Origin of the sequence: Flagellimonas meishanensis (assembly GCF_019880545.1) — a bacterium.
Lineage (GTDB): Bacteria > Bacteroidota > Bacteroidia > Flavobacteriales > Flavobacteriaceae > Flagellimonas > Flagellimonas meishanensis.
Window position 1 is genome coordinate 113,177 of the sequence record NZ_JAINVW010000001.1, and the last position, 25,662, is coordinate 138,838.

General features: G+C 44.5%; 22 protein-coding genes. 15 read left to right on the plus strand and 7 right to left on the minus strand.

The features are described from left to right. Both topA and K7G75_RS00520 read right to left on the minus strand, forming a co-directional pair. On the minus strand, nucleotides 1–2,484 hold the full coding sequence (gene topA / locus K7G75_RS00515) for a type I DNA topoisomerase (RefSeq protein ID WP_222981661.1): 2,484 nt from the start codon (nucleotides 2,482–2,484) through the stop codon (nucleotides 1–3). Between the two features lie 117 nt (nucleotides 2,485–2,601). Further along, nucleotides 2,602–3,852: an LVIVD repeat-containing protein gene (locus K7G75_RS00520; RefSeq protein WP_222981663.1), complete on the minus strand. Its 1,251-nt coding sequence runs from the start codon at nucleotides 3,850–3,852 to the stop codon at nucleotides 2,602–2,604. A 141-nt stretch (nucleotides 3,853–3,993) separates the two neighbouring features. Between K7G75_RS00520 and miaB the strand changes: the two genes are divergently transcribed. From miaB to groL, 7 genes are all read left to right on the plus strand, one after another. Then, nucleotides 3,994–5,457 carry a tRNA (N6-isopentenyl adenosine(37)-C2)-methylthiotransferase MiaB gene (miaB, locus tag K7G75_RS00525; RefSeq protein ID WP_222981665.1) on the plus strand — a complete coding sequence of 488 codons (1,464 nt, stop codon included), beginning with the start codon at nucleotides 3,994–3,996 and terminating at the stop codon, nucleotides 5,455–5,457. 3 nt (nucleotides 5,458–5,460) lie between these two features. After that, nucleotides 5,461–6,732 (plus strand): sigma-54 interaction domain-containing protein, encoded by a 1,272-nt coding sequence (locus K7G75_RS00530; RefSeq protein ID WP_222981666.1) that lies wholly within the window; start codon nucleotides 5,461–5,463, stop codon nucleotides 6,730–6,732. 29 nt (nucleotides 6,733–6,761) lie between these two features. Continuing rightward, complete coding sequence (locus tag K7G75_RS00535; protein WP_222981668.1) at nucleotides 6,762–7,280, plus strand: LptE family protein; 519 nt, start codon at nucleotides 6,762–6,764, stop codon at nucleotides 7,278–7,280. A 4-nt stretch (nucleotides 7,281–7,284) separates the two neighbouring features. Continuing rightward, the gene (locus K7G75_RS00540; RefSeq protein WP_222981670.1) at nucleotides 7,285–8,172 is read left to right on the plus strand and encodes a hypothetical protein; all 888 of its coding nucleotides are present in this window, start codon (nucleotides 7,285–7,287) and stop codon (nucleotides 8,170–8,172) included. A gap of 8 nt (nucleotides 8,173–8,180) precedes the next feature. Next, entirely contained in the window at nucleotides 8,181–8,540 is a 360-nt protein-coding gene (gene secG / locus K7G75_RS00545; protein ID WP_222981673.1) for a preprotein translocase subunit SecG, read from the plus strand. Nucleotides 8,541–8,685: 145 nt separating this feature from the next. Then, complete coding sequence (locus K7G75_RS00550; RefSeq protein ID WP_166523534.1) at nucleotides 8,686–8,964, plus strand: co-chaperone GroES; 279 nt, start codon at nucleotides 8,686–8,688, stop codon at nucleotides 8,962–8,964. Nucleotides 8,965–8,985: 21 nt separating this feature from the next. Next, a complete protein-coding gene (gene groL, locus K7G75_RS00555; protein WP_222981675.1) occupies nucleotides 8,986–10,614 on the plus strand; it encodes a chaperonin GroEL in 1,629 nt (542 codons plus the stop codon). Between the two features lie 48 nt (nucleotides 10,615–10,662). On the opposite strand, the gene K7G75_RS00560 is transcribed toward groL, so the two are convergent. From K7G75_RS00560 to K7G75_RS00575, 4 genes are all read right to left on the minus strand, one after another. Beyond that, nucleotides 10,663–11,373, minus strand: a complete 711-nt coding sequence (locus K7G75_RS00560) for a heavy-metal-associated domain-containing protein (RefSeq protein WP_222981677.1) — start codon at nucleotides 11,371–11,373, stop codon at nucleotides 10,663–10,665. Further along, nucleotides 11,374–11,742, minus strand: coding sequence for a heavy-metal-associated domain-containing protein (locus K7G75_RS00565; protein ID WP_222981679.1), 369 nt, complete (start codon nucleotides 11,740–11,742; stop codon nucleotides 11,374–11,376). It abuts the gene before it with no gap. A gap of 19 nt (nucleotides 11,743–11,761) precedes the next feature. Beyond that, nucleotides 11,762–13,996 carry a TonB-dependent receptor gene (locus K7G75_RS00570; protein ID WP_262420211.1) on the minus strand — a complete coding sequence of 745 codons (2,235 nt, stop codon included), beginning with the start codon at nucleotides 13,994–13,996 and terminating at the stop codon, nucleotides 11,762–11,764. Between the two features lie 84 nt (nucleotides 13,997–14,080). Next, on the minus strand, nucleotides 14,081–14,491 hold the full coding sequence (locus tag K7G75_RS00575) for an HYC_CC_PP family protein (RefSeq protein ID WP_262420212.1): 411 nt from the start codon (nucleotides 14,489–14,491) through the stop codon (nucleotides 14,081–14,083). 161 nt (nucleotides 14,492–14,652) lie between these two features. On the opposite strand from K7G75_RS00575, the gene K7G75_RS00580 reads away from it, so the two are divergent. The 8 genes from K7G75_RS00580 to rodA all read left to right on the plus strand — a co-directional run bounded on the left by K7G75_RS00580 (nucleotide 14,653) and on the right by rodA (nucleotide 24,853). Next, nucleotides 14,653–17,067: a hypothetical protein gene (locus K7G75_RS00580; RefSeq protein WP_222981681.1), complete on the plus strand. Its 2,415-nt coding sequence runs from the start codon at nucleotides 14,653–14,655 to the stop codon at nucleotides 17,065–17,067. Between the two features lie 39 nt (nucleotides 17,068–17,106). Continuing rightward, the gene (locus K7G75_RS00585) at nucleotides 17,107–17,568 is read left to right on the plus strand and encodes a GAF domain-containing protein (RefSeq protein WP_222981682.1); all 462 of its coding nucleotides are present in this window, start codon (nucleotides 17,107–17,109) and stop codon (nucleotides 17,566–17,568) included. A gap of 92 nt (nucleotides 17,569–17,660) precedes the next feature. Next, nucleotides 17,661–19,193 (plus strand): bifunctional phosphoribosylaminoimidazolecarboxamide formyltransferase/IMP cyclohydrolase, encoded by a 1,533-nt coding sequence (purH, locus tag K7G75_RS00590; protein ID WP_222981684.1) that lies wholly within the window; start codon nucleotides 17,661–17,663, stop codon nucleotides 19,191–19,193. 53 nt (nucleotides 19,194–19,246) lie between these two features. Next, nucleotides 19,247–20,275: a rod shape-determining protein gene (locus tag K7G75_RS00595; protein WP_222981692.1), complete on the plus strand. Its 1,029-nt coding sequence runs from the start codon at nucleotides 19,247–19,249 to the stop codon at nucleotides 20,273–20,275. A 66-nt stretch (nucleotides 20,276–20,341) separates the two neighbouring features. Next, nucleotides 20,342–21,157: a rod shape-determining protein MreC gene (gene mreC / locus K7G75_RS00600; protein ID WP_222981695.1), complete on the plus strand. Its 816-nt coding sequence runs from the start codon at nucleotides 20,342–20,344 to the stop codon at nucleotides 21,155–21,157. Further along, entirely contained in the window at nucleotides 21,150–21,656 is a 507-nt protein-coding gene (locus K7G75_RS00605; protein ID WP_222981702.1) for a rod shape-determining protein MreD, read from the plus strand. The genes mreC and K7G75_RS00605 overlap by 8 nt, the downstream gene beginning before the upstream one ends. 55 nt (nucleotides 21,657–21,711) lie before the next feature. After that, nucleotides 21,712–23,580: a peptidoglycan D,D-transpeptidase FtsI family protein gene (locus tag K7G75_RS00610; RefSeq protein ID WP_222981705.1), complete on the plus strand. Its 1,869-nt coding sequence runs from the start codon at nucleotides 21,712–21,714 to the stop codon at nucleotides 23,578–23,580. After that, a complete protein-coding gene (gene rodA, locus K7G75_RS00615; RefSeq protein WP_222981707.1) occupies nucleotides 23,570–24,853 on the plus strand; it encodes a rod shape-determining protein RodA in 1,284 nt (427 codons plus the stop codon). Before K7G75_RS00610 ends, rodA begins: the two co-directional genes overlap by 11 nt. On the opposite strand, the gene K7G75_RS00620 is transcribed toward rodA, so the two are convergent. Continuing rightward, nucleotides 24,850–25,647, minus strand: a complete 798-nt coding sequence (locus K7G75_RS00620) for a DNA/RNA non-specific endonuclease (RefSeq protein ID WP_222981709.1) — start codon at nucleotides 25,645–25,647, stop codon at nucleotides 24,850–24,852. The two genes, rodA and K7G75_RS00620, sit on opposite strands and share 4 nt — an antisense overlap. Nucleotides 25,648–25,662 lie beyond the last annotated feature (15 nt).

The following is a 25,662-nucleotide window of genomic DNA, read 5'->3' on the forward strand; positions in this document are numbered from 1 at the left end:
TTATTTCTTAGCTTTTGCCGTGGACTTTTTCTTTGGGGCTTTCTTTTCCAAAAGGGCCTTGGCCTCCTCCAGGGAGACTTTTGAAGCGTCCACATCCTTGGAGATCTCCACTTTTATTCTTCCCTTGATTATGGTATGCCTTCCCCATCTTGCTTTTTCTATCCTAATCTTTTCTTCGGGCCATTCCTGGACCAATTTTTCTGTTTCCTTTATCTTTTTGGCCTCGATGAGCTCCTTGATATCGGATTGGGAGAGATTGTCAAAATCGTATTTCTTGTTCACGTTGATGAACATACCGTCCCATTTGATGAAGGGGCCGAACCGTCCTTTACCTTTGGTAACCGCTTTGCCCTCATGAGTGGCAATGGGTGCATCCGCCTTTTCCTTTTGCTTGATGAGTTCTATGGCACGGTCCAAATCCACATCAAAGGCACTTTCACCATTATCCAATGAAATGAATTTCTTGCCAAACCGGACATATGGACCATAGCGGCCTACGTTGGCTTCAATCTCTTCTCCTTCATATGCGCCCAACTTTCTGGGAAGCTGGAAAAGTTCCATGGCCTCCTCAAAGGTGATGGTGTTTATGGATTGATTTGGCAACAGGCTCGCAAATAATGGCTTGTCCTCCTCATCCACAGTACCGATTTGGACCATGGGTCCAAAACGCCCCAATCTCGCGGCCACTTGTCGTCCGGTTTTTGGGTCAGTGCCCAAAACACGCTCCCCGCTGGCCCGTTCGGCATTTTCCTCAACTTCCATAACATTGGGGTGAAAGTCCTTATAAAACTCCCTCATGACTTCTTGCCAATCCTCTTCCCCTGCGGCAATCTCATCAAAATCCTCTTCTACCTTTGCGGTGAAATTGTAGTCCAATATCTTCTTGAAATTGCTTACTAAGAAATCATTCACGATCATCCCTATATCCGTGGGGACCATTTTCCCCTTATCGGAGCCTATGGTTTCAGAGAGCTTTTTTTCTGCCAGATTTCCTTTCTCCAAAACCAGCTGTGTGTAGGTGCGTTCAGTTCCTTCTACGGACCCTTTTTCCACATATCCCCGATTTTGTATTGTGGAAATGGTCGGCGCATAGGTAGAAGGTCTCCCGATTCCAAGTTCTTCCAACTTTTTCACTAAGGAAGCTTCTGTGTAACGATAGGGAGGTCTGGTAAAACGCTCGGTGGCAGTAATGAAATTGTTTTGCAGTGTCTCGCCGACTTTCATTGCTGGAAGCATGCCCTCTTGCTCTTCCAAAATATCTTCCTCATCGGTATCCTCTAAATAAACTTTCAGGAATCCATCAAATTTTACTACTTCGCCATTGGCCACAAACTCCTCATTGTGGGTGTTGGCCTTTATTTTTACATTGGTGCGTTCCAATTCGGCGTCGCTCATCTGCGAAGCCAGCGTACGTTTCCAAATAAGTTCGTATAGTCTGGATTGATCTCGCTCCAATGAAGGTGATTGCAAAGTCATATCCGTGGGGCGAATGGCTTCGTGCGCCTCTTGGGCCCCTTTCGTTTTTCCGGTATAGTTCCTGACCTTGCTATAGGTTTCGCCATAGTTCTGCACAATGGCGTCCTTGGCGGCGCTAAGTGCCTCTTTGGACAAATTAACGCTGTCCGTTCTCATATAGGTTATCAGACCCGCCTCATACAGGCGTTGGGCCACTTGCATGGTTCTACTAACGGAGAAATATAGTTTTCTGGATGCTTCCTGTTGCAAGGTAGAGGTGGTAAAAGGCGCTGCGGGAGATTTCTTTGCAGGCTTTTTGTCCAAATCAGAAACCGAGAAATTCGCATTTGTATTTTTCCTGAGAAATTCCTCCGCGGACTTTTTATCCGGAAAGGTTGTATTCAGTCTAGCTGTAAAAATGCTGCCATCCCCAGTTTTGAACTCCGCTCTTATCCTGAAGGACGCTTCTGGCCTGAACTCCTCAATTTCCCTTTCCCGTTCTACAATCAATCGTACGGCAACCGACTGTACCCGTCCCGCTGAAAGTCCAGGTTTGATTTTTTTCCAGAGCACCGGTGAGAGCTCATACCCCACCAAACGATCCAAAACCCTTCTGGCCTGCTGCGCATTCACAAGATTATAATTGATTTCCCGGGGATTCTCAATCGCATTTTGAATCGCCGATTTGGTAATCGAGTTAAAAACAATCCGCTTGGTCTTTTGCTTATCCAGTTGCAGTTCTTCCGCCAGGTGCCAAGAAATGGCCTCTCCCTCCCGGTCCTCATCACTGGCAAGCCAAATGGTATCCGCTTTTTTGGCCAGGTCCCTCAGTTTCTTCACCAGGGCCTTTTTTTCCTTATCTACGGTATATTTTGGTTTGAAATCGTTCTCCACATCAACACCCAGCTCTTTGGAGGGAAGGTCCACAATATGACCAAAACTAGATTCAACTTGGTATTCCTTTCCTAAAAATCGCTCTATGGTCTTTGCCTTTGCAGGGGACTCAACGATGACTAAATTCTTGGGCATGTGTTGGGTTTTGAGGAACAAAAGTATATCAATTTTTCGATTTTGGGTTTTCTCTTAAAACTATGGGCAAAAAAATATCCCGTTTAAAACGGGATATTTACTTGAACAGTATCCTTTTTAATTGAGCCCAATTTGGCTCATCAACTTGATGCCATCATCCAGATATTCATATTGGTAGAGCACCCCATCACCCACCATGATCAGATGTGTTTCCAAAGGAATCACGTCAAATGTGATGATATCCTTAAAATGGTCCAATTGTATCAAATCGTTGATATCGGTCTTATCATAAACCTTGAGTCCCGAAGCTCCATCGCACACAAAAATCTTCTCATTTTGGATACCAAGGCCGTAGGGCTCATCCATAGGGTAGGAAATGGCCAGTTCAGGATTTTCAATATCGGAAATGTCCACGATAAAAAGGCCGCTTTCCAAGGCCCCACACCCGTTCCCCCCCCTGAGGGTCACATAGGCGTAGTTGTCATCTACCACTACGGGGTCGCAGGCAGTGCCATGCTGAAATTCGGAAACAAAGGTAGGAGTCGCCGGATCTGTGATATCATAAATGTACATGCCCCGCATGCTGCCCAAGAAGAGATATTCGCCGCGATTAAAAATGGTCTCAATATCAAACCCTGCGTAAACATCCTCTAAATCCTGGGGATTTTCCAAATCGGAGATATTGAACACATTGATGTTGTGACTGTCCACGGCATACAGATAATCGGCAACTATCTTGAACCTGGCCAAGGATCCACCCTGCCCCGTCGTACCATTGGCGGACTCGGCAATGGCAAAGCCATCAAACAGGCCCCAACCATTTCTTTGCTCAACCTCAGAAATCAACCGTCGTTCGGTCGTGGTCTCCCATCCAATGAGTATCTCATTTTCAAAATCATAATTCTCGCCTTCCACAATGTCGGCTTCAAAGGGCCAAAAGACATTGTTGTAGAGCACATTTTCCAATCGATTCACCTGGGTGATGTTGTTAATATCTGAAATGTCCAATACCACCAAATCCATAAGGCTGTCCGCATACAGATAATCGTCCTTGGCCGAGATGTCCACATTCCCGGGAATCTTGATGAATGCTATTTTTACAGGTTGCAGCGGATTGCTGTTGTCAATCACATGTACGCCTTGGTAACGATCGTTCACAAAAATGTAATCTTTATAGGTATAGATTTTGCCTGACTCGTTAATGGGCCTGGGTGTTACGATATCGACGCTGGCGGAGAATTCGGCCTTGCTCATGATCAACGGTCTGGCCACAAGATAGTCGGCAAATTCACCATCCCCGTTGTCATTATCACAGGCAACAAAAGAGAGTATGGTCAGGAAACACAGGAATAGGATGCTCTTTTTCATAATTGTTTAATTTTTTTGGATAGTTTTTTGCCATTAGATTAAAAACCTTAAACAAAGTTGCTTCGTTTTTATCCAAATTTTAACTGCCAAATTGTCACTAAAATGGAATAAGCGCTATCTTTGCACCCCATTACCGCTGAAATGATAAAGGACGACACTGTAGAAAAAATTATTGACGAAAGTCAACAGGGCAGCACCTTGGCCTTGGAACACAGGGAGAAGAACACGCGCAAACTCTACATCGAAAGTTATGGATGCCAGATGAACTTTTCCGATAGCGAGATCGTGGCTTCCATTTTGTCCAAGGAGGGATTCAATACCACCCAAGATTTGGCCGAGGCCGATTTGGTCTTGGTGAACACCTGTTCCATCAGGGAAAAAGCGGAGCAGACCGTGCGCAAGCGTTTGGAGAAATTCAATGCCGTGAAAAGGACCAATCCCCATATGAAGGTTGGCGTGTTGGGCTGCATGGCGGAGCGCTTGAAAAGTAAGTTCCTTGAGGAGGAAAAAATTGTGGATATGGTGGTAGGCCCTGATGCCTACAAAGACCTTCCGAACTTGATACAGGAAATTGATGAGGGACGCAATGCGGTCAACGTTATCCTCTCCAAAGACGAGACCTATGGCGACGTGGCCCCTGTCCGTTTAAACTCAAACGGTGTTACCGCCTTTGTTTCCATTACCAGGGGCTGCGACAACATGTGCACCTTTTGTGTGGTCCCCTATACACGCGGTAGGGAACGTAGCCGGGACCCACAATCCATACTGGAAGAGGTAAACGATCTTTGGGAGAAGGGCTTCAAGGAAATCACCTTGCTTGGGCAAAATGTGGACAGCTATCTTTGGTATGGCGGTGGGTTAAAAAAGGATTTTGACAAGGCTTCCGAAATGCAAAAAGCCACATCGGTAAACTTTGCAAAACTTTTGGAACTGGTAGCCCAGGCCCAACCCAAAATGCGCATTCGTTTTTCCACGTCCAATCCGCAGGACATGACCCTGGACGTAATCGAGGCCATGGCCAACCATGAAAATATCTGCAACTATATCCATCTGCCCGTACAAAGTGGAAGCAATCGGATTTTGAAGGCCATGAACCGTTTGCACACCCGGGAAGAATATTTTCAGCTTATCGATAATATCCGAAGGATTATTCCCGATTGTGCCATTAGCCAGGATATGATCGCTGGATTTCCCACAGAGACCGAAGCGGATCACCAAGACACCCTGAGTCTCATGGAATATGTGAAATATGACTTTGGTTTTATGTTCGCCTATTCGGAAAGACCGGGCACTTTGGCGGCCAGAAAATTGGCTGACGATGTTCCCGAGGAAACCAAAAAGAGGCGCTTGCAGGAAATTATTGCGCTTCAACAAAAGCACGGCCTATATCGCACCCAACAACATGTGGGCAAAGTGGAAGAAGTTCTGATTGAAGGGACTTCCAAAAAATCGGATGCCCATTGGATGGGTCGAAATTCCCAAAACACCGTGGTGGTCTTTCCAAAGGAACACTACAAGGTCGGTGATTTCGTCAACGTGAAAATAAATGACTGTACCTCGGCAACGCTGATTGGCGAAGCTGTGGAATATTCAAAGAACAACTAGGATATGGAAAGTGTTCAGTCCATAAAACAACGGTTTGAGCTCATTGGCAACGATGTTAAGCTGAACCGTGCCCTGGAAAAGGCCATTCAGGTGGCCCCAACCGATATTTCGGTGCTGGTTACGGGAGAAAGTGGTGTGGGCAAGGAGGCCATTCCCAAAATAATACATTCCCTTTCACATCGAAAACATGCCAAATACATCGCAGTAAACTGTGGGGCAATTCCGGAAGGAACCATCGACAGTGAGCTTTTTGGGCATGAAAAAGGAGCCTTTACCGGTGCCACCCAAACCCGCAGTGGGTATTTTGAGGTAGCCGATGGAGGCACCATCTTTCTCGATGAAGTGGGAGAACTCCCCCTAACAACGCAGGTAAGATTGCTGCGGGTTCTGGAGAATGGGGAATTCCTAAAAGTGGGGTCTTCACAGGTTCAAAAAACCGATGTGCGGATCGTGGCAGCGACAAACATAAATATGTTTGAGGCCATCAAAAAGGAAAAGTTCCGCGAAGACCTTTATTATAGGTTGAGCACGGTGGAAATTGGCATCCCCCCGCTGCGTGAACGAAAGGAGGACATCCACCTATTGTTTAGAAAATTTGCATCGGATTTTGGTCAGAAATACAAAATGCCCACCATCCGTTTGGAAGAGGATGCAGTGCAATTACTGCTGAAATACCGATGGCCCGGAAACATAAGGCAACTGCGAAACATAGCCGAACAGATTTCGGTTTTGGAGGAAAACAGGAATATTTCCGCCATCACACTTAACGGTTATCTGCCCCACGCGAACGACTCCAACCTGCCCGCCGTTATAAATCAATCCAAAAAGGAAAGTGATTTTAGCAACGAACGGGAAATTCTTTACAAAGTCTTGTTCGATATGAAAAGTGATCTTAACGATCTCAAAAAACTTACGCTGGAGCTTTTGAAACATGATGATTCGGAAAAAGTGCAGGAGGAAAATGAAACCTTGATCCGTAAAATATATGGAAATGGCAATGACATAACCGCTGCCGACGATGAAGCGGAAGTATTGCATTTGCCACAGCCCGTAGTGGACGCCGCAGAGGCTGTCCCCTCCATGCAAACCCAGGAGGACAGGTACCACTTTGCCGAGGAAATTGAAGAAGAAGAAACCCTATCTTTACAGGAAAAGGAAATAGAGCTCATTAAAAAAGCACTGGACAGGAACCGGGGAAAACGAAAGGCCGCTGCAACCGAGCTGGGCATTTCGGAGCGCACACTATATCGAAAAATAAAGCAATACGATCTATAAAAGGCCATCGTTCCATAAGCATGATATTAATGAAAAGACACAGGTTGAAAATTGGAATACTGGGATTGATACTATCTTTTTACGGCTGTGGGGCATACAATTTTTCAGGTGCCGACATTGGCACCGCGGAAACCTTTCAGGTTAACTTTTTCCAGAATTATGCCGATCAAACACCCGGGTCAACCATTGAACCAGGGCTGGACCGGGATTTTACATTGGCACTGCAAGATCTTATCCTCAATCTCACGAGCCTTTCCCTAACCGGAAGCAATGGAGATCTGTTGTACGAGGGTGAAATTGTGGAATACAAGGTGGTGCCCATGACGGCCACCGCTGACCAGCGTACCGCCCAAAACCGACTTACCATGGGTGTGAACGTGCGTTTTTTTAACAAAACCAAGGACGATGCCGATTTTGAGCGCCGTTTTTCCTTCTTTTTTGATTTTGACGCCGCATCCTCCTTAACTTCGGTCCAGGCCCAGGCACACGAGGAAATCTTTGAACGTTTGACCCAGGATATTTTTAACGCCTCACTTGGAAATTGGTAGTCCCATGAACGTATCCGATTTTTTACATATTCTGAACAAATCGAACACCATACTGTCCCCCCAGCAGACCAGGGAACTTGAGGACATATTGGAGGAATATCCCTACTTTCAAGCTGCAAGGGCGCTGCACTTGAAGGGCCTAAAAAACTTGGACAGCTATAAATACAACAATGCCCTTAAGGTCACTGCCGCCTATACCGCAGATCGGGACACGCTTTTTGATTATATCACTTCCCAAGAATTTGTGCAAAACAACATAGCGGATACCATCTCAGGCAAAACGGCCAAACTGGAGGATCAAAATGCAGTTTCTGAGGAAATTGAACCCAATCCCGAAGCGGCAACCATTCAAGGGGAATCCGAAGAAGCGCTGCCACAGAACATCCATGATGCCGAAAAAATCCTGAATCCAAAGCTCTTCAGTTCAAAAAACCCAGAGGATTCCTCGGAGGCTTCCACAGTCGCTAAAGAACCCGATCCCGAGGAAGACCTACAGTTGGGAAAGCCGCTTCCGTTTACCAAAAAGGAAAAACACTCCTTTACCGAGTGGCTGCAACTGACCAACAAGAAAAAAATGGCAACTCCCGAAAGCTCGCCGGAAGAAAGGCTGGAAAAAAAGCAAAAGTTTGATCTGTTGGACAAGTTCATCGAGAACAACCCCAAGATTTTGCCAACGGAAAAAATCAAGGCAAAAGTGAACATCAAGGAGTCGACCAAAATTGACAAAAATGAGCTGATGACCGAAACTTTGGCCAAGGTGTATCTGGAGCAAAAAAAGTACAAAAAAGCCATTCAGGCATTCAAAATTTTGCGTTTGAAATATCCAGAAAAAAGTGGTTTCTTTGCAGACCAAATTCAGGCGGTGAAAAAGCTGCAGAACGAAAAAGATTGAATTAAGCAATGAGCACATTTACCATTTTTTTGATCCTGATCATTATTGTATGCCTTTTGTTGGTTTTGGTCATTATGGTCCAAAATCCCAAAGGTGGTGGGCTTTCCTCCTCATTTGGTGGAGGTGGCAACCAGATTGTGGGTGGTGTTAAGAAAACCGGGGACTTTTTGGATAAAAGCACCTGGACCCTTGCCACATTATTGATCGTGTTGATCTTACTGTCCAACGTATCCTTAAAAGGAAGCTACAGTCAAGCGGAATCCAAATTGCTCCAGGGTGATGATACCGAAACAACGGTGCCGGAAGAAGTGCCAGAACAACTTCCTCCTGCAGACAATACGGCAAACCCAGCGGATACCATCAATTGATATAATGAACAACAAGCATCCAAAATGCCAGTTTGAATGACAAGCTGGCATTTTTGCTTTCCAGAATGTCAGTTTTTGGGCAATGGCATAATTTCTGCCAACATGATTGGAGAATTTTAAAAACAAATACCTAAAAATTAAAAATATGGCTAAAGTAAATATCAAACCATTGGCTGATAGGGTTCTTGTGGAACCTGCAGCAGCCGAGACCAAGACAGCTTCAGGTATCATTATTCCAGATACTGCAAAGGAAAAGCCCCAAAAGGGAAAGGTGGTAGCGGTAGGTCCAGGTACCAAGGATGAACCGATCACTGTAAAAGTTGGCGATATGGTCCTATACGGAAAATATGCCGGTACCGAGTTGAAACTGGACGGTGTGGATTATTTGATCATGCGCGAAAGCGACATTTTAGCAATTGTTTAATTCAAAAAAATCAACTAGAAAATGGCAAAAGATATTAAGTTCGATATAGATGCACGTGATGGCCTAAAAAGGGGTGTCGACAAATTGGCTGAAGCGGTCAAAGTGACATTGGGCCCTAAGGGACGTAATGTAATCATCAGCAAATCCTTCGGGGCACCGCAGGTCACCAAAGATGGGGTGACGGTGGCCAAGGAAATTGAATTGGAAGACCCACTTGAGGATATGGGAGCGCAAATGGTGAAGGAAGTAGCTTCCAAAACCAACGATCAGGCTGGTGACGGTACCACCACAGCTACCGTTTTGGCACAGGCCATTGTAAAGGAAGGATTGAAAAACGTTGCGGCCGGAGCAAACCCCATGGATTTGAAGCGCGGTATTGACAAAGCCGTGGAAGCCATAGTGGGCGATCTTGAAAAACAAGCCAAAAAAGTTGGTAACGATTCCGATAAAATCAAACAAGTTGCCGCCATTTCTTCAAACAACGACGAGACCATTGGAGACCTTATAGCCACTGCTTTTGACAAAGTGGGCAAAGAAGGCGTCATCACTGTTGAGGAAGCAAAGGGCACTGACACTTATGTGGATGTGGTTGAAGGTATGCAGTTTGACAGGGGCTACCTTTCTCCCTACTTCGTTACCGATACTGACAAAATGATTGCTGATCTGGAGAGTCCTTACATTCTTCTTTTCGACAAGAAAATCTCCAACCTACAGGAAATTCTTCCCATCCTTGAGCCCGTTGCTCAATCCGGAAGACCCTTATTGATCGTTGCCGAAGATGTGGAAGGTCAGGCATTGGCCACTTTGGTCGTAAACAAATTAAGGGGTGGCTTGAAGATCGCAGCCGTAAAAGCTCCTGGTTTTGGTGACAGAAGAAAGGCCATGTTGGAAGATATCGCCATCTTGACCGGTGGAACTGTAATTTCAGAGGAACGAGGCTTCTCTTTGGAAAATGCTTCTTTGGATATGTTGGGTACCGCAGAAACCGTAACCATCGACAAGGACAATACCACTATCGTCAATGGTTCCGGAAAAGCTTCTGACATCAAGGCACGGGTAAACCAAATCAAATCACAGATTGAAACCACTACCTCGGACTACGACAAGGAAAAACTTCAAGAGCGTTTGGCCAAATTGGCCGGTGGTGTCGCTGTATTGTACGTTGGTGCTGCATCCGAAGTTGAAATGAAGGAGAAAAAAGACCGTGTTGACGATGCGCTTCATGCTACACGCGCTGCCGTGGAAGAAGGTATTGTTGCCGGTGGAGGTGTTGCCTTGGTTCGAGCCAAAAAAGTGCTAGAAAAATTGGCAACTGACTCCCTTGATGAAACCACTGGGGTACAGATCGTTGCCAAAGCAATCGAATCTCCCTTGCGAACCATTGTGGAGAATGCCGGGGGCGAAGGTTCCGTGGTGATTGCCAAAGTAATGGAAGGCAAAAAAGACTATGGTTACGATGCCAAAGCCGACAAATATGTGGACATGTTGCAAGCGGGAATCATCGATCCCAAGAAAGTAACTAGGATTGCTTTGGAGAACGCCGCTTCCGTGGCTGGTATGATCTTGACCACCGAATGCGCATTGACCGACATTAAAGAAGATACGCCAGCCGGACCTCCAATGGGTGGAGGTATGCCAGGAATGATGTAATCTTTTGGGAAACAACAATAAAAGACCGCACCAATTGGTGCGGTTTTTTTATATCAACAGCATCCAAAAAGCCATGACCAACATGATGGCATTCTCAATAAAGGTAGCCTCCGTCATGGGAAGATTGAGTGCGGTTCCCAGACATGCGCAACGGATACTTTTCTTGTCCAACAAAGTTTTGGTCACGCCAAAGGTGGTGATCCCCAATATGACTATCGTGGCAATCAATGCAAACTGAACCTGTATGCGCCTCAAAAACAATAGCCCCAGGCCCAACTCAATAAAGGGATAAACCCAGCCATAGGCAGGAACCATTTTTGCCAATGGATCATACATACGGAAGCTATCGGGAAAGCCTTTCAAATCCAAGAACTTGAAGAAACTGAACACAATATAGAACAGTCCCATGAAATCCAGCATGGCCTCGGACAAGTTCCAATCTTTGTAATGCAACAAAAATGCTGCTGCAAATAGGTAGGCAAAAATCAAAAAGAGGGGTCGTAGCTGCATCCATTTTGATTCTTCCTTTGGAAAGGACATTTCCATAGCATGATTACCTTTCTCGCTGATGCCGTATTTTTCGGGCAAGGAGGATCTCAGCTTTTGAAGGGGAACGTGCTTAGCCATAACAATTTCAGCCTCACCTTTTTCCAAATTCACTTGTACCTCTTGAACATCATCAACCTGTGACAATTTTTCCTGCACCGAGGCCACACAGTTTTGACATGTCATCCCGGTTATTGAATATATATGCTTCATCTAGTGTTTCATTTGATGGTGTTTGCTGTCGTCAGTGTCATCTTCCCTGTATTTACAGCAAGGATGTATCCCATCATAGGCTTCTTGGGTGGCCTTCAGTTCCTTGGTGTCGTGGCCCACTTCGGCCAATGCCATTTTTATCTCCATCGGGTTCGTTTTCCGTTCATCCACCACAAGCGACAATTGGTGTGTGGGAATGTCCCAAAGGGCATACTTGACCCCGGGCACGTTCAGGGCCGCTTTTTCAATGCGCACCTTGCACATTTCGCATTTGCCATCCACCTCGAAGGCCATTTTCTTATTCTTTTGTTGCGCCATGCCCATCATGGAACCCAAAAAACATATTATAATTAAAAGGCGTGTCTTCATCTTTATAGGTATTTAATATTCAGGATTTAAATCTAAAGCCCATATAGAGCATTCTTCCAAAAATTGGTGCGTACACAATGGTAGTGTCAAAATTTGTTCCGAAAGGGTCGTCCGCTCCCAAAATGGGATTGGGTTGCATAAAATTAGTCAAATTCTCGCCCCCGACATATACCTCGAATTTATTGGAAAAAACCTTGGTCACCTGTGCGTTCATCAGCGAGTAACCGTCTACAAAATCTTCCAATTGCAACTTCGCTGGATTGGTGTCGGTACTGGGTAACCGCTGTTGTCCCAAGACATGCAGGGTATAATCAAACCGCCATTGCGATCCATTCTCCCTTGGAGCGGTGTTATATCCCAAATTGGCAAAATAACGATGCTCTGCCTGAAGCGGTTTCTGCAACAGTCCTATTTGAAAATCAGTTTTCACATCATAATATTTATAAGCGGTCCTGAGCTCAACCCTCGGTATAATCTCGTGGTTCAATTCTACCTGAAGGCTGTTGGCAAAACTTTTGCCGTCCAAATTGGTGAACCTGACCTCTCTAGGGTTTTCCCAATCGACCACTACTTGGTTTTCAAAATCAGTTCTATAAAAATCCATTGAAAAATCTCCTGGGCGTTCAAACAATAGAAATTTTTGTATGAATCCGAAACCGAAATTAACCGCCTTCTCTGGATCAAATCCGTAAATATTTCCTCCGTTTCCAATAAGTTGGATGTTTCTTGCGGAAGCGAACATTCTTTGGTTTTCAGCAAAAATATTGGCCGCCCTTCGCCCCAATCCAAAGGAACCTCTTAGGCTGGCCTTTTCCCATGGTGTATAACGAACATGCAACCTGGGTGTAAAAAAATTGCCCAGTCTATTGTGTGTATCGAACCTGAGCCCTGCCGTGAGGCTCAATTTTTCCAAATTGGTGTAGCTGTACTCAAAAAAGGCGCCAGCAGACCGGTCTGTCCTTGAGAATGGCTGTCCGCTCACCGATTCGTCGTACCCATCATAGGCAACGGCAATCCCTGTTTTGAAATTGTGCTTGGTATTTCCTAAAATGGAGTTGAAAATCAAATTGGAATAGAAACTCTCGTGGTCAATGGCATAGGTGTTGAATCCATAATACGAGTCCTGCTCATGGTCGCTGTAGGAAGCCTGAAAGCCCAAACTCTGGAAAGGCAATTCCGGGAAAACATAGCCCAGTTTCAATGAACCATCAAACCTACGCGTATCTATTTCGCTTCCCCATGCATTGGTAGTGAAGCGGTCCGTATCTGGATCAAAACTGGTCTGCCCCAATTGTTTTTCATCATTCAAAAACCGAATGTTGAGAAAACTCACCCATCCCTTCTCAGGGTTTTGGTACTGCCAACGGTTCATTATATTTATTTGGTTTGCCAATGGGGTATCCAAAAAGGCATCGTCGTTTTCGTCAACTTCAATATCCCTTCGGTTGCCGTGCAAATAAAGGCCGGTACTCCACTTTTCGGACAACTTGGTATTGATATGGGTGTTCAGTTCCAAGCGCCCGTTCATGTTGGCATAACCGTTAACAAAAATGGGGAAGTCGGTGAGCGGTTTTTGGAGTTCGGTATTTATCTGTCCTGATATGCTCTCGTACCCATTGACAACACTACCCGCACCTTTGGTGATCTGGATGCTCTCCACCCAGGTCCCTGGGGTAAAAGTGAGTCCAAAAGATTGGGATGCCCCTCTCACCATGGGTATATTTTCTTGGGTAATCAACAAATAGGGACTTGTAAGGCCGAGCATTTCTATTTGTCTTGTTCCCGTGAGTGCATCATTGAAATTGACATCGATGGCAGGGTTGGTCTCAAAGCTTTCGGAAAGGTTGCAGCAAGCAGCCTTCAAAAGCTCTTCACTGTTTATGGTTACCACATTCTGTGAAGAAAACAGGGTCTTTTCAACCGCTTCCCGTTCTTGTTCCACGACCACTTCATCCAACTGATTGGAGGGAACCAACCAATGGTGGATCATTCTGGGTTCGTTTACTGTAAGCGTATCAGACTGAAAACCAACATAACTGATTACCAGTTTGTTGTATTTAACGGAATAAGGAATGGCAAAGGTTCCATCTTCCTTGGTAATGGTCCCTATGGGGGAGTTTTGCCAATATACGTTGGCCCCTGAGAGCCCCAAGTGTTTGTTCTCGGTATTGGCCTCCATGACCATACCCGTGATTTCTTCTTGGGCAGCAATGATGGTTGGAAACCAAAAAAATAGTATTATAAAGTATTTCATGTTGTATTGAATCAAATTGAACCAGTGTAAAAAGCCAAGCCCTTTTTATTTAAAAGAAAAGGGCAAACCAAAAAGTTCAATACATCAAATAAGGAAGACCTGATCCAAAACATGGATATCCATGACCAACATGGGCGGCGGATATTTATCATTGGCAACAGGAAGTTGTTCAAGGAGAAGGAATAATTCCAAATGGAACCGCAAAAAAGCCACTAGGAAAATCTGCTGCTCCACATCCAGATCGGACCACGAAAATTTCAGATCATCTTGACCTTTTAAGGTGAAGGATTCATCCTCACAGCAGCCGTTCTGGTCCAATTCATCCTCCAAGGCGTCCATTGCAGCCTCCGTGGCACAGTCCTTAGCACTTACAAAGAAGGATAGGTCCATTACCTTTCCCATACAGAGATGCTTGTCCACGGTCCAAGAAACTGTGGAGAGTAGCACCATTAGTGCCAAAAAAACCGACACACTAGGATGAAAGCCTTTTTTCATGAAGGTAAAATTACGATTTTCAGGAAGACATAGTGGGGTGTTAACCAAACATTGGGATTTTGGTAAATTATAACTTCTTGTTTTGAAGCCCATTAATTCGTATTTAACTTTTTCTAAACACCAAAAATGATTCCATCACAATATCTTGTATAAAAATACTTATGAAAAGAAAAATTCCACTTCTCCTCTTCAGTTTTGTTGCAACAACCATATTCGCACAAAATACATTGAACCAAGTGTTGGACTCTTATGAAAACTATTTCAACTTACCCAGGGAAACCCTATTTGTCCACACGAATAAGACCGCATACCTGCCTGGTGAGATTATTTGGTTCACAGCCTATTTATATGATAGAAAGGGGAGCGTTCCCATATCAGAAGACACCAACTTGATCTGTGCGCTATTTGATGAAACAGGCAAAATAATTGAAGACATGATGATTAATGTGGTCAACGGTATAGGTTCAGGTCATATTGAGCTTTCTAGCGCTATTCAGGGAGAAAGGATTTTTCTAAAGGCAAGAACCACATGGATGAAAAACTTCAAAGAAGACGATTCATTTACAGCACCTTTGGAACTAGTTGGAGCCTATAGGGAGACTGTGCAGCATTCACAATCAGAGGCTGTTGCTTTCGAAAATAGTATTGAACTAATGCCGGAGGGGGGGCATTTGGTTGCCAATACGGTCAATACTATTGGCTTAAAACTGGTGAACCTTCAAAAATCTGATACTCCGAAGACCTTAAGCCTCTTATCCAAGGATGGGGCCGTATTGGTCCAATCGATACAGACCAACAAGGAAGGGATTGGTAAGTTTGAGTTTATTCCGTTATCGAACCAGGAATATTTTGTGGAGGGAGAGGGAAAAAATGGAAAAAAAATGTGGGCGAAACTAGGGAAGGCTGAAGCCCAAGGCGTTACACTTTCGGTAAATAATCTATTTGATGACAAAGTGGCCATCTTATTAAAGACCAATGAACGAACATTGGACCATATTAGAGGAAAAGACTACTTTGTTGCAATACACAGGGATGGTATACTAACACTGAATGCATTTCAGTTCAATGATAGTGAACATTCCATTTTGGTCTCAAAGGATAAGTTGTTGAAGGGCATGAACATTATAACTGTCTTTGATCATAATCTCAATCCAATTTTGGAACGATTGATTTTCAATGAGACCAACCTCAACACAACAAGGGCTTCGATATCGAAAATTCCCGATTTTGGAAAAAAAGATTCTGTAGGACTGAAAATCAACCTGTTTTCAAAAACGCAAGCTAAAGCAAGACTTAGTGTATCAGTGCTCCCCGAAGAAGCCGAATCCATGTATCCCGATCAATCCATAATTTCGGCCTTTTTGATTCAACCATACATAAAAGGCCCAATACGAAATGTAACAGAATATTTGAAAAATCTGGATAGGATAAAAAAATATGAACTTGACAACCTACTGCTCACCCAGGGTTGGAGTAGATATGACTGGTCGGGAATCTTTGGCGAGCCCCCTGTGCAAAGTTTTCCTTACGAACATGGTTTTCAACTAAGAGGCAAAGTACTGAACGCCGAAGCTGGCAAGGATAGATTTCTAGCCATATACCAAAAAAGCCATCCGCAGGTATATCAAGCCGAGGTTGACAATAACAAAGAATTCCAGATAAAGAACATAGTACTTCACAAGGGTGAGGAGGTGTTCGCAACTTTGCTCAATAAACGCAATAAGACGGAAGAACCCAAAATTACCGCGGAAATCACAGCTCCACATGAAGATTCAAAAATGACACTTTCAGAAGTTTTTTTAAACACGCAGACTAGGGGAACTATAGGCAATAAGGAGGAAGAAGAATACTTACTGTCCGATCAGGATTTTTTTATTGATGATAAAATCATACCCCTTAAAGGGGTAACAGTCACCGAAGAAAAATTCGAAAAAAAGCTCGTTCATAAACCGGTGGGGGTAAGCGAAGCCATTTTTGATGGGTTAAAGATTACCGAAGATGAAGTCAAGAAAAGGCCTACTTTGCAGTTGGTCCTTCAGAATTTGGGTTACCGGACTATGATTTCTCCTTTAGGAGAAGGGATCATACTTCCCAAGCCTGGCGCTCCCAATATTGGTGCTCCAATAGTTATAATTGATGGTATAGAGATGTTCAATCCATCCAGAAATATATTCAATCTTCCTCCGAATCTTTTAAATTCAAACTCTGCAGGTATAGATGAGATTTACTATACGCATCAGCCCATCGAAATGGGAAACAGGCCGGTAATATACATTTATAGAAAATATGGAAGCTATGTTGGTGAAAAAACCAAAGAGCGTTTCGCGTCATTTATGGCCACACAAGGTTTTCAAAGGCCAAAAGAGTTCTATAATCCGCAGTATGCATCCGTATCCACCCAAAAATTCAGGTCGTACGGTACGCTCCATTGGGAAAACCAGCTTAACACGGATGAAAATGGAGAGGCCAAATTCATGGTCCCTTGCTTGGAACAAAATGGAGCCAAAGTCTATGTGGAAGGTTTTACGGAGGACGGGGCTTTGATTTCAGAATACCAAATCATAACTTTTGAATAGATTTGCACATCATATTGATCAAGAGATAACCGCAAACAAATGGCGAAAGACTTCAAGCTTCTCAAAGAAAGGGCACAACAAATCTTTAATGATGAGCAGAGCCCTACGGATAATCGCTTACAGGTACTATGTGAATTACTTCGTGAAGAAATTCCATACTACGACTGGGTAGGCTTCTATTTTAAAAATGGTGACAGGGAAGAACTCAAACTGGGCCCATATGCCGGAGCGCCAACGGACCATACCATTATTCCCTTTGGGAAAGGCATTTGCGGTCAGGTTGCCGTAAGCAACAAGAATTTTGTGGTGCCCGATGTCTCGGCCCAGGACAACTACATAGCCTGCAGCATAACGGTCAAAGCCGAGATAGTGGTCCCCCTATTTGTCAATGGTGAGAATGTGGGTCAAATCGACATTGATTCCAATACCCCAGATCCATTTACAGAGGAAGACGAGCGCTTTCTGGAGTTCATCAACAGCAAAGTGGCCGAAATTCTGTAAAACTAATGCCATTTTGTTGATAACCCTTCCAATTTAATAGTGACAAAAAAATTACTTTTGTGTGCTTAAGAAACTGATTTTTAAGACACCCAATGAGCTCTGCCAAAAAAGCCTCCGCTGCATTAATTTCTGTATTCCATAAAGACGGTCTTGAACCTATTGTAAAAAAACTTGATGAACTTGGTGTAACCCTGTACTCCACGGGGGGAACGGAAAAGTTTATCCGCGACCTGGGCATCGATGTGGTGCCCGTGGAAGAAGTAACGAGCTACCCTTCCATCTTGGGGGGGCGCGTGAAAACATTGCACCCCAAAGTGTTTGGAGGGATCCTCAATAGGCAGGACAACGCAAGTGATGTGGCCCAGATGGACGAGTTCAATATCCCGCAGTTGGACATTGTAATCGTAGACCTATATCCTTTCGAAAAAACTGTGGCCAGCGGTGCTTCAGAGCAAGACATAATCGAAAAAATAGATATCGGGGGCATTTCACTGATCAGGGCAGCGGCCAAAAACTTCAAGGATGTACTCTGTGTTTCTTCCATGGAGGATTATGGCGATTTCCTGAACGTCATTTCCAAAGGAAATGGCTCAACCACTTTGGACGACCGAAAGCGTTTTGCTTCAAAGGCGTTCAACGTTTCCTCGCATTACGATACGGCCATTTTCAATTACTTTAACAAGAATCAGGGAGAAGTGGCCCTCAAGATCAGCGAAACCAAGGGACAAATACTGCGTTACGGTGAAAACCCTCATCAAAAAGGATATTTCTTTGGAGATTTTGAGGCCATGTTCACCAAACTACATGGCAAGGAACTCTCCTACAACAACCTTTTGGACGTGGATGCCGCGGTTAATCTCATGGAAGAGTTCAAACACGATGATCCCACCTTTGCCATCCTGAAGCATAACAACGCTTGTGGCCTTGCCACCCGCACCACCATCAAACAGGCATACCTGGATGCCTTGGCCGGCGATCCCGTTTCAGCCTTTGGTGGAATTTTGATTTCCAATGTTGAAATTGATGCTGGGACCGCCAAGGAAATCCATGAGCTGTTCTGCGAAGTGGTGATTGCCCCAAGTTATTCAAACGAAGCGCTGGAAATCCTTAAAGGCAAAAAGAACCGCATAATTCTTGTTCAAAACGATGTTGCATTACCGGAAACTTTGGTGCGGACCTGCCTTAACGGTGTATTGGTACAGGATAAAGATTTTAAGACCGATTCCAAAGCAGATTTGCAAAATGTGACAGATAAAAAACCGTCGACACAGGAAATTGAAGATTTATTGTTCGCCTCCAAATTGTGCAAGCATACCAAGAGCAATACCATTGTTCTGGCAAAAAACAAACAACTCTGTGCGAGTGGCACCGGGCAAACCTCTCGTGTAGATGCCCTGAACCAGGCCATCCATAAAGCAAAGTCTTTCAATTTTGATTTGGATGGCGCCGTCATGGCCAGTGATGCTTTCTTCCCTTTTCCCGATTGTGTGGAGATTGCCCACAAGGCAGGCATAAAAAGCGTCATTCAGCCGGGTGGGTCCATAAAGGACCAATTGAGCATTGATTACTGCAACGCGAACGGAATTGCCATGGTAATGACCGGCACAAGACATTTTAAGCATTAATTTTAGTACATTAGCCGATAATTTTTGCGCTAACTCAAAAAACTGAAGTTTTTATGGGATTTTTTGATTTCATGACCGAGGAAATTGCCATTGACCTCGGTACGGCAAACACCCTGATCATCCACATGGACAAAGTAGTTGTGGACAGCCCTTCGATTGTGGCCAGGGACCGTATATCCGGAAAAATTATAGCTGTGGGCCGTGAGGCTAACATGATGCAGGGCAAGACCCATGAAAACATAAAGACCATTAGGCCCTTGAAAGACGGGGTGATCGCCGATTTCGATGCTTCGGAGAAGATGATCAACATGTTCATCAAAAACATTCCGGCCCTGAAGAAAAAATGGTTCCCGCCTGCATTGCGCATGGTAATTTGTATCCCTTCAGGAATCACCGAAGTGGAAATGCGCGCTGTGCGCGAATCGGCCGAGCGGGTGAATGGTAAGGAAGTGTACCTTATCCATGAACCCATGGCAGCGGCTATAGGTATTGGATTGGACATTATGCAGCCCAAAGGAAACATGATTGTGGACATTGGTGGTGGAACCACAGAAATTGCGGTTATCGCCTTGGGTGGGATTGTGTGTGACAAATCGGTTAAGATTGCGGGTGACGTGTTCACCAACGATATCATTTATTATATGCGCACCCAGCATAACCTGTATGTGGGTGAAACTACCGCAGAAGCCATTAAAATAGAAATTGGTTCGGCCACAGAGGATCTTAAATCCCCCCCGGATGACAAATCGATTCAAGGAAGGGATCTTTTGACAGGAAAGCCAAAACAGGTCCACGTTTCATACAGGGAAATAGCCAAGGCACTTGATAAGAGTATCCTCAGGGTGGAAGATGCCGTAATGGAAACCTTGTCGCAAACCCCTCCGGAACTAGCCGCGGATATTTACAATACCGGAATTTATTTGGCAGGTGGTGGTTCCATGCTCAGGGGACTAGATCGCAGATTGTCCCAAAAAACGGACTTGCCCGTGTATATCGCAGAGGATCCTTTGAGGGCGGTGGTTCGGGGAACCGGAATTGCCCTTAAAAACCTGGAGCGCTACAAGAGCATTTTGATCAAATAGAGCAGATTACTGTATTGTGCCCGACCTGATCACGTGCGTTTGGGCTTTCTTACTAATTTAGATGACATGCAACGCATCATCAATTTTATTCTAAACAATAGAAATGCCTTTCTTTATGGATTTCTATTGTTGGTCTCTTTGGTGATCACCGTTCGTTCGCACTCCTATCATCAATCCAAGTTTTTTAATTCTTCCAAGTGGCTCACTGGCAATATTTATCAAACCGGCGCCAATGTTTCATTCTATTTTGGGCTCAGGGAAGAAAACCAAAGATTGGTAAACGAAAATGAACAATTGCGAAGGATGCTTTTCAACATGGAGACATCCGGTGCCCTGCTTTTGGACACCACCGCAATCGATTTTGAAGTGATGAGTGCCAATCTGATAAAGAACAGCTTCGCCTCCCCAAGAAATTACCTGACCATTGATCGTGGCAGGAAAGATAGTGTGGTCCAAGATATGGGTGTGATCACCACGAAAGGCATTTTGGGCATCGTGGAAAATGTTTCCAAAAATTTTGCAACCGTGCAAAGTGTGCTGAACACAAAATCCAACATCAACGCGAAAATAAAGAACACCAACTTTTTTGGATCATTGATCTGGAATGCCGAGGATTACAAAGTGGTCCAGTTGGTCGATATCCCCAGATTGGTTCCCCTTGTGGTTGGAGATACCATTGTCACCGGAGCCATGTCCAGTATTTTCCCTGAAAATATTCCAATTGGGGTCATCAAAAAATATGATCTTAATACCTCCAAAAGTTTCTACAACATCGATGTGGAACTTTTTAATGATATGGCAAACATCAAGAATGTGTACTTGATCATGAACAAAAACCGGCAAGAGATCAAAACCTTGGAAGCAATTACCTTGGATGAATAGCACAGTGCTCCTAAATATCGTCCGTTTTGTGCTTTTGGTCTTGGCCCAGGTATTGATTTTCAATACGTTGGGGTTTTTGGATTCCATCAACCCGATGGTATATGTCATATTTTTCTATTGGTATCCCATCAAGGGCAATAGGGCAATTTTCATGCTCACTGCGTTTCTTTTGGGTTTCATCATAGATATTTTTTCCGACACCTTGGCCCTACACGCCATAGCATCGCTCACCATAGCCTATGCACGACCAGTGATCATGCGTTTCTGCTTTGGTGTGAACTACGAATTCCAAAACTTTAGTTTCAAGAACACCACCAAAGTGCAGCGGGTCACCTTTTTGGCATTGGTGGTCCTTTTGCACCATACCGTTTTCTTTTCGTTGGAAATTCTTAGTTTCTCCCATGTATTGCTCATTCTGAAAAAGGTTTTTTCAATTGGTATTGTTACCTTAGTGTTCTGTGTGCTTTTCAGTTCACTTTTTAGTCCTGCCCGCGAATAAAAAAGTTCATTTTTCGTTAAGTAAAATAGGTTAGGAGCCCTAAATTTGTGCATTAATGAAAAAACTCCTTTTATCTTCCATTATCGTTATTATAGGATTCACCTTTATTGGGAGACTTTCCTATTTGCAGCTTTTTCGCTTTTCTCCGGACCAAACTTTTGAGGATCCCGCCATCAAGGCCATTTACGATTACCCAGAGCGTGGCTATATTTATGACCGAAACGGCGAATTACTGGTCGGGAACCAACCTGCCTATGATGTAATGGTTATCCCCAGGGAGGTTAAGCCATTGGACACTTTGGAGTTTTGCGGCCTCTTGGGAATTGATAAGAACACCTTTGTGGAGAAAATGGAAAAGGCCCGGATTTACTCTCCCAGGCTTCCTTCGGTGTTGGTGCACCAGCTCTCCAAAGAGGATTATGCCCGTCTTCAGGAAAAAATGCGCCATTTTGAAGGTTTTTATATTCAAAAAAGATCTTTGCGCTACTATGCGACCAACAGTGCCGCCAATGTGTTGGGATACATAAGCGAAGTTGGGGAATGGGACCTTAAAAACAATCCTTACTACCGTGCGGGCGAACTGAAGGGCCGGACAGGGATTGAAAAACAATATGAAGAGATTTTGAGGGGCCGGAAAGGGGTCAAATTCATTCAAAAAGATCGTTTCAATAGGGATATAGGCCCCTATAAAGATGGTAAGTTGGATACTTTGCCCGAACAGGGAAAGGAAATCCAGATCACGGTGGACAAGGCCCTTCAAGAATATGGCGAGGGATTGATGCATGGCAAACGTGGGGGGATTGTGGCCTTGGAACCCAAATCGGGCGAGATTTTGGCCATGATTTCAGGACCCACATATGATCCCTCTCTTTTAGTGGGTCGCCAACGTTCCAATAATTACAGTACCCTGCACTACGATACCATTTCAAAACCAACTTGGGACCGCTCCATTTTGGCCGAACCCTCTCCGGGATCGCCTTTTAAAATACTCAATGCACTGGTGGCGCTTCAGGAAGGGGTTATAGAGCCAAGCACCACATTTAAATGTTACCATGGGTTTTATGTGGGCAGTACATTGCGAGGATGTCATTGCGGAGGCGGTACTCGGGACATGAACACTGGCATATTTCGCTCCTGCAACGCTTACTTTGCAGGCACATTTAGAAAAATCTATTCAAAATACCCCACAACGGATGAAGGCATGGATGTGTGGGAAAAACACATGAAGAGTTTTGGCCTTGGCGGATATCTAGGCTCAGACCTTCCCACAGGAAGACCTGGAAGAATTCCCGATAAAGCCTACTACGACAGGGCCTATGGCGATAATAGATGGGCATCTTCTTTCATTATTTCCAATGCCATTGGCCAGGGAGAAGTGGCCGCTACACCATTGCAATTGGCCAACATGACGGCTGCCATTGCCAATCGCGGATATTATTACACACCACATGTCATAAAAAGTGTTGGCAACAAAGGTGCCATAGACCCGAGATATACCGAACCCAACTACACCACCATAAATCGGAAGCATTTTGAGCCAATTATTGAGGGTATGGCCAATGTGTACAAATATGGTACGGCCAAATGGCTTCAGGTTCCCGAGATTGAAATTGCGGGAAAAACGGGAACGGTGGAAAATTTTGTCCGTATAAACGGGGAACGGATGCAGCTTACGGATCACTCCATCTTTGTGGCCTTTGCCCCTGTTGAGAATCCCCAGATTGCATTGGCGGTATACATTGAAAACGGATATTACGGCGCGCGCTACGCTGGCCACATCGCCTCTCTTTTGATTGAAAAGTACATCAAGGGAGAAATCACCAGAAAAGATTTGGAAAAGCGTATGTTGGAGAAGACTTTGGAGCATGAATACGCCAAACCATTCAGTGGCGAACCTTTCAATATAAACGAATATGTCTGGTAGGGGACTCTTTGGAAGGATAGATTGGCTTACTGTTTTTCTTTATTTGTTTTTGGTGCTGATTGGGTGGGTAAACATTTATTCTACCACCTTAAGTGATCCAAACCTTTCCATTTTTGATTTCTCCACGCTATATGGGAAGCAACTTTTGTTCATTGGCATGGCCATTTCGGGTGTGCTTTTGGTGCTTTTTATAGAAACCAACTTTTTTGAACGCTTTGCGTCCATTTTCTATATCATATCCATCGTATTGCTGCTGGGGCTTTTTCCCTTCGGGAGAACCATTGCTGGTGCAACTTCGTGGTACGACCTCGGTTTTTTTAACCTACAACCCTCAGAGCTGGCCAAGGTGGCCACGGCCCTGGCCCTGGCCAAATTCTTAAGTGATATCCAAACCGATATCAAAAAGCCTAAGCATCAGCTGTTTGCTGTGATTATTATCCTATTGCCCGCACTTTTGATCCTGCCCCAACCCGATCCAGGGAGTGCCCTGATCTATTTTTCACTTTTTTTCGTGCTCTTCAGGGAAGGGTTTCCCCTGTATTATTTGGCCATTTTGTTGTTCTTGGTAATCCTGTTTGCCACCACCTTGATGTTTGGCACGGTATGGGTAGCCATTGGTCTGGCAGTGTTGACCGTATTGGTATACACTTTTAAAAAGGCATCCACAAAAATTCCATTCATTCCGGTTTTGGGCATCATTGTGGTTGCGGTGCTGTATTCCCTATCGGTCAATTTTGTTTATGAAAATGTTTTTGAACAACGGCACCGTGATCGTTTTGCCCTTTGGCTAAGTTTGGAAAAAGATGAAAGCAAGCTGGAAGAAATCCGAAAAACAATCGGGTACAATACCTATCAATCTGAAAAGGCCATTGAATCCGGAGGTTTTTTTGGGAAAGGATTTCTGGAGGGCACACGGACCAAAGGGGATTTTGTTCCGGAACAGCACACCGATTATATTTTCAGTTCGGTGGGAGAGGAATGGGGATTTGTAGGTACCGGCACGGTAATTCTTCTATTCACGATCTTCTTTTTAAGGTTGATCCACCTCGCTGAGCGGCAAAAGAGTGAGTTCAACCGGATGTTTGGGTATGGGGTCATTTCCATTTTATTGTTCCATTATTTCATCAATATAGGCATGGTGATCGGACTCTTGCCCACAATCGGTGTCCCGCTTCCGTTTTTCAGTTACGGCGGCTCCGGACTGATCTTTTTTTCCATGCTGCTCTTCGTTTTCCTAAAATTGGATTCCAATCGCCTAAAGGATGGCATTTAGAATTTCCAACCCTTACTTTTAACCTCGGTTTCAAATGTTTCTTGCCAGGTCGATGGTTTTTTTTCAAAGAAATCAATCCCTGTCCTCCTTTCTATCTCATCAATAGGGACCAAGAAAGCATTGAGCGGCAATGTGCTCTCGCGATGCGGAATAATAAAGGCCACAATTTTTGATGCATGGTTGTTTTCCCTAACAACTATCTTATAAAAAGCCTTGGGCACGTCCACATCTTCCTGTCCAATTTCCTCCAATCCCTCTTCCAAAATCCCTCCTGTTATAATGGTAAGCTCGCCGTATTTTTTGCACCAGGAGCGCACCTGTTGTTCCAGACGGTTCCAGATACCCGCATTAAAATCCCGGTCCTGCGGCACAATATTGCTGGTGTAAAAAGTCTCGTTATAGGCATATTCTGAAAAACGACGGTCCCCGGCCGGACACAAATGCCCCCGGTCGTACCCAGAGCCTCGGTAGTTTCGCCAATCGGCAGACTTGGTCTTTACCTTTGGATCTTCAATGAAGTGGGGACGCTCTCGGTCATCGTAGGTCAAATGATCTTTTTGGAGTTTATAGAATACCCATTCGGCCTGTTCATAGGGCTCATTATAGGAAAGCATATAGTGTTGGTGTTTTACCACCATCCCCGTTGTGGAACTTGGCAGTAGCTCGGTTTCTGGCCCCTCGGTATTTTTCGGATTTGGATTGGAATATGAAGCTGGGGTATAAAAGTTCTCGAAAATCCAAAATCCAACCACACAAAGGACAAACAAAAGGGTATACAGTGTTCTATTCTTCAAATTGACGGGATTTGT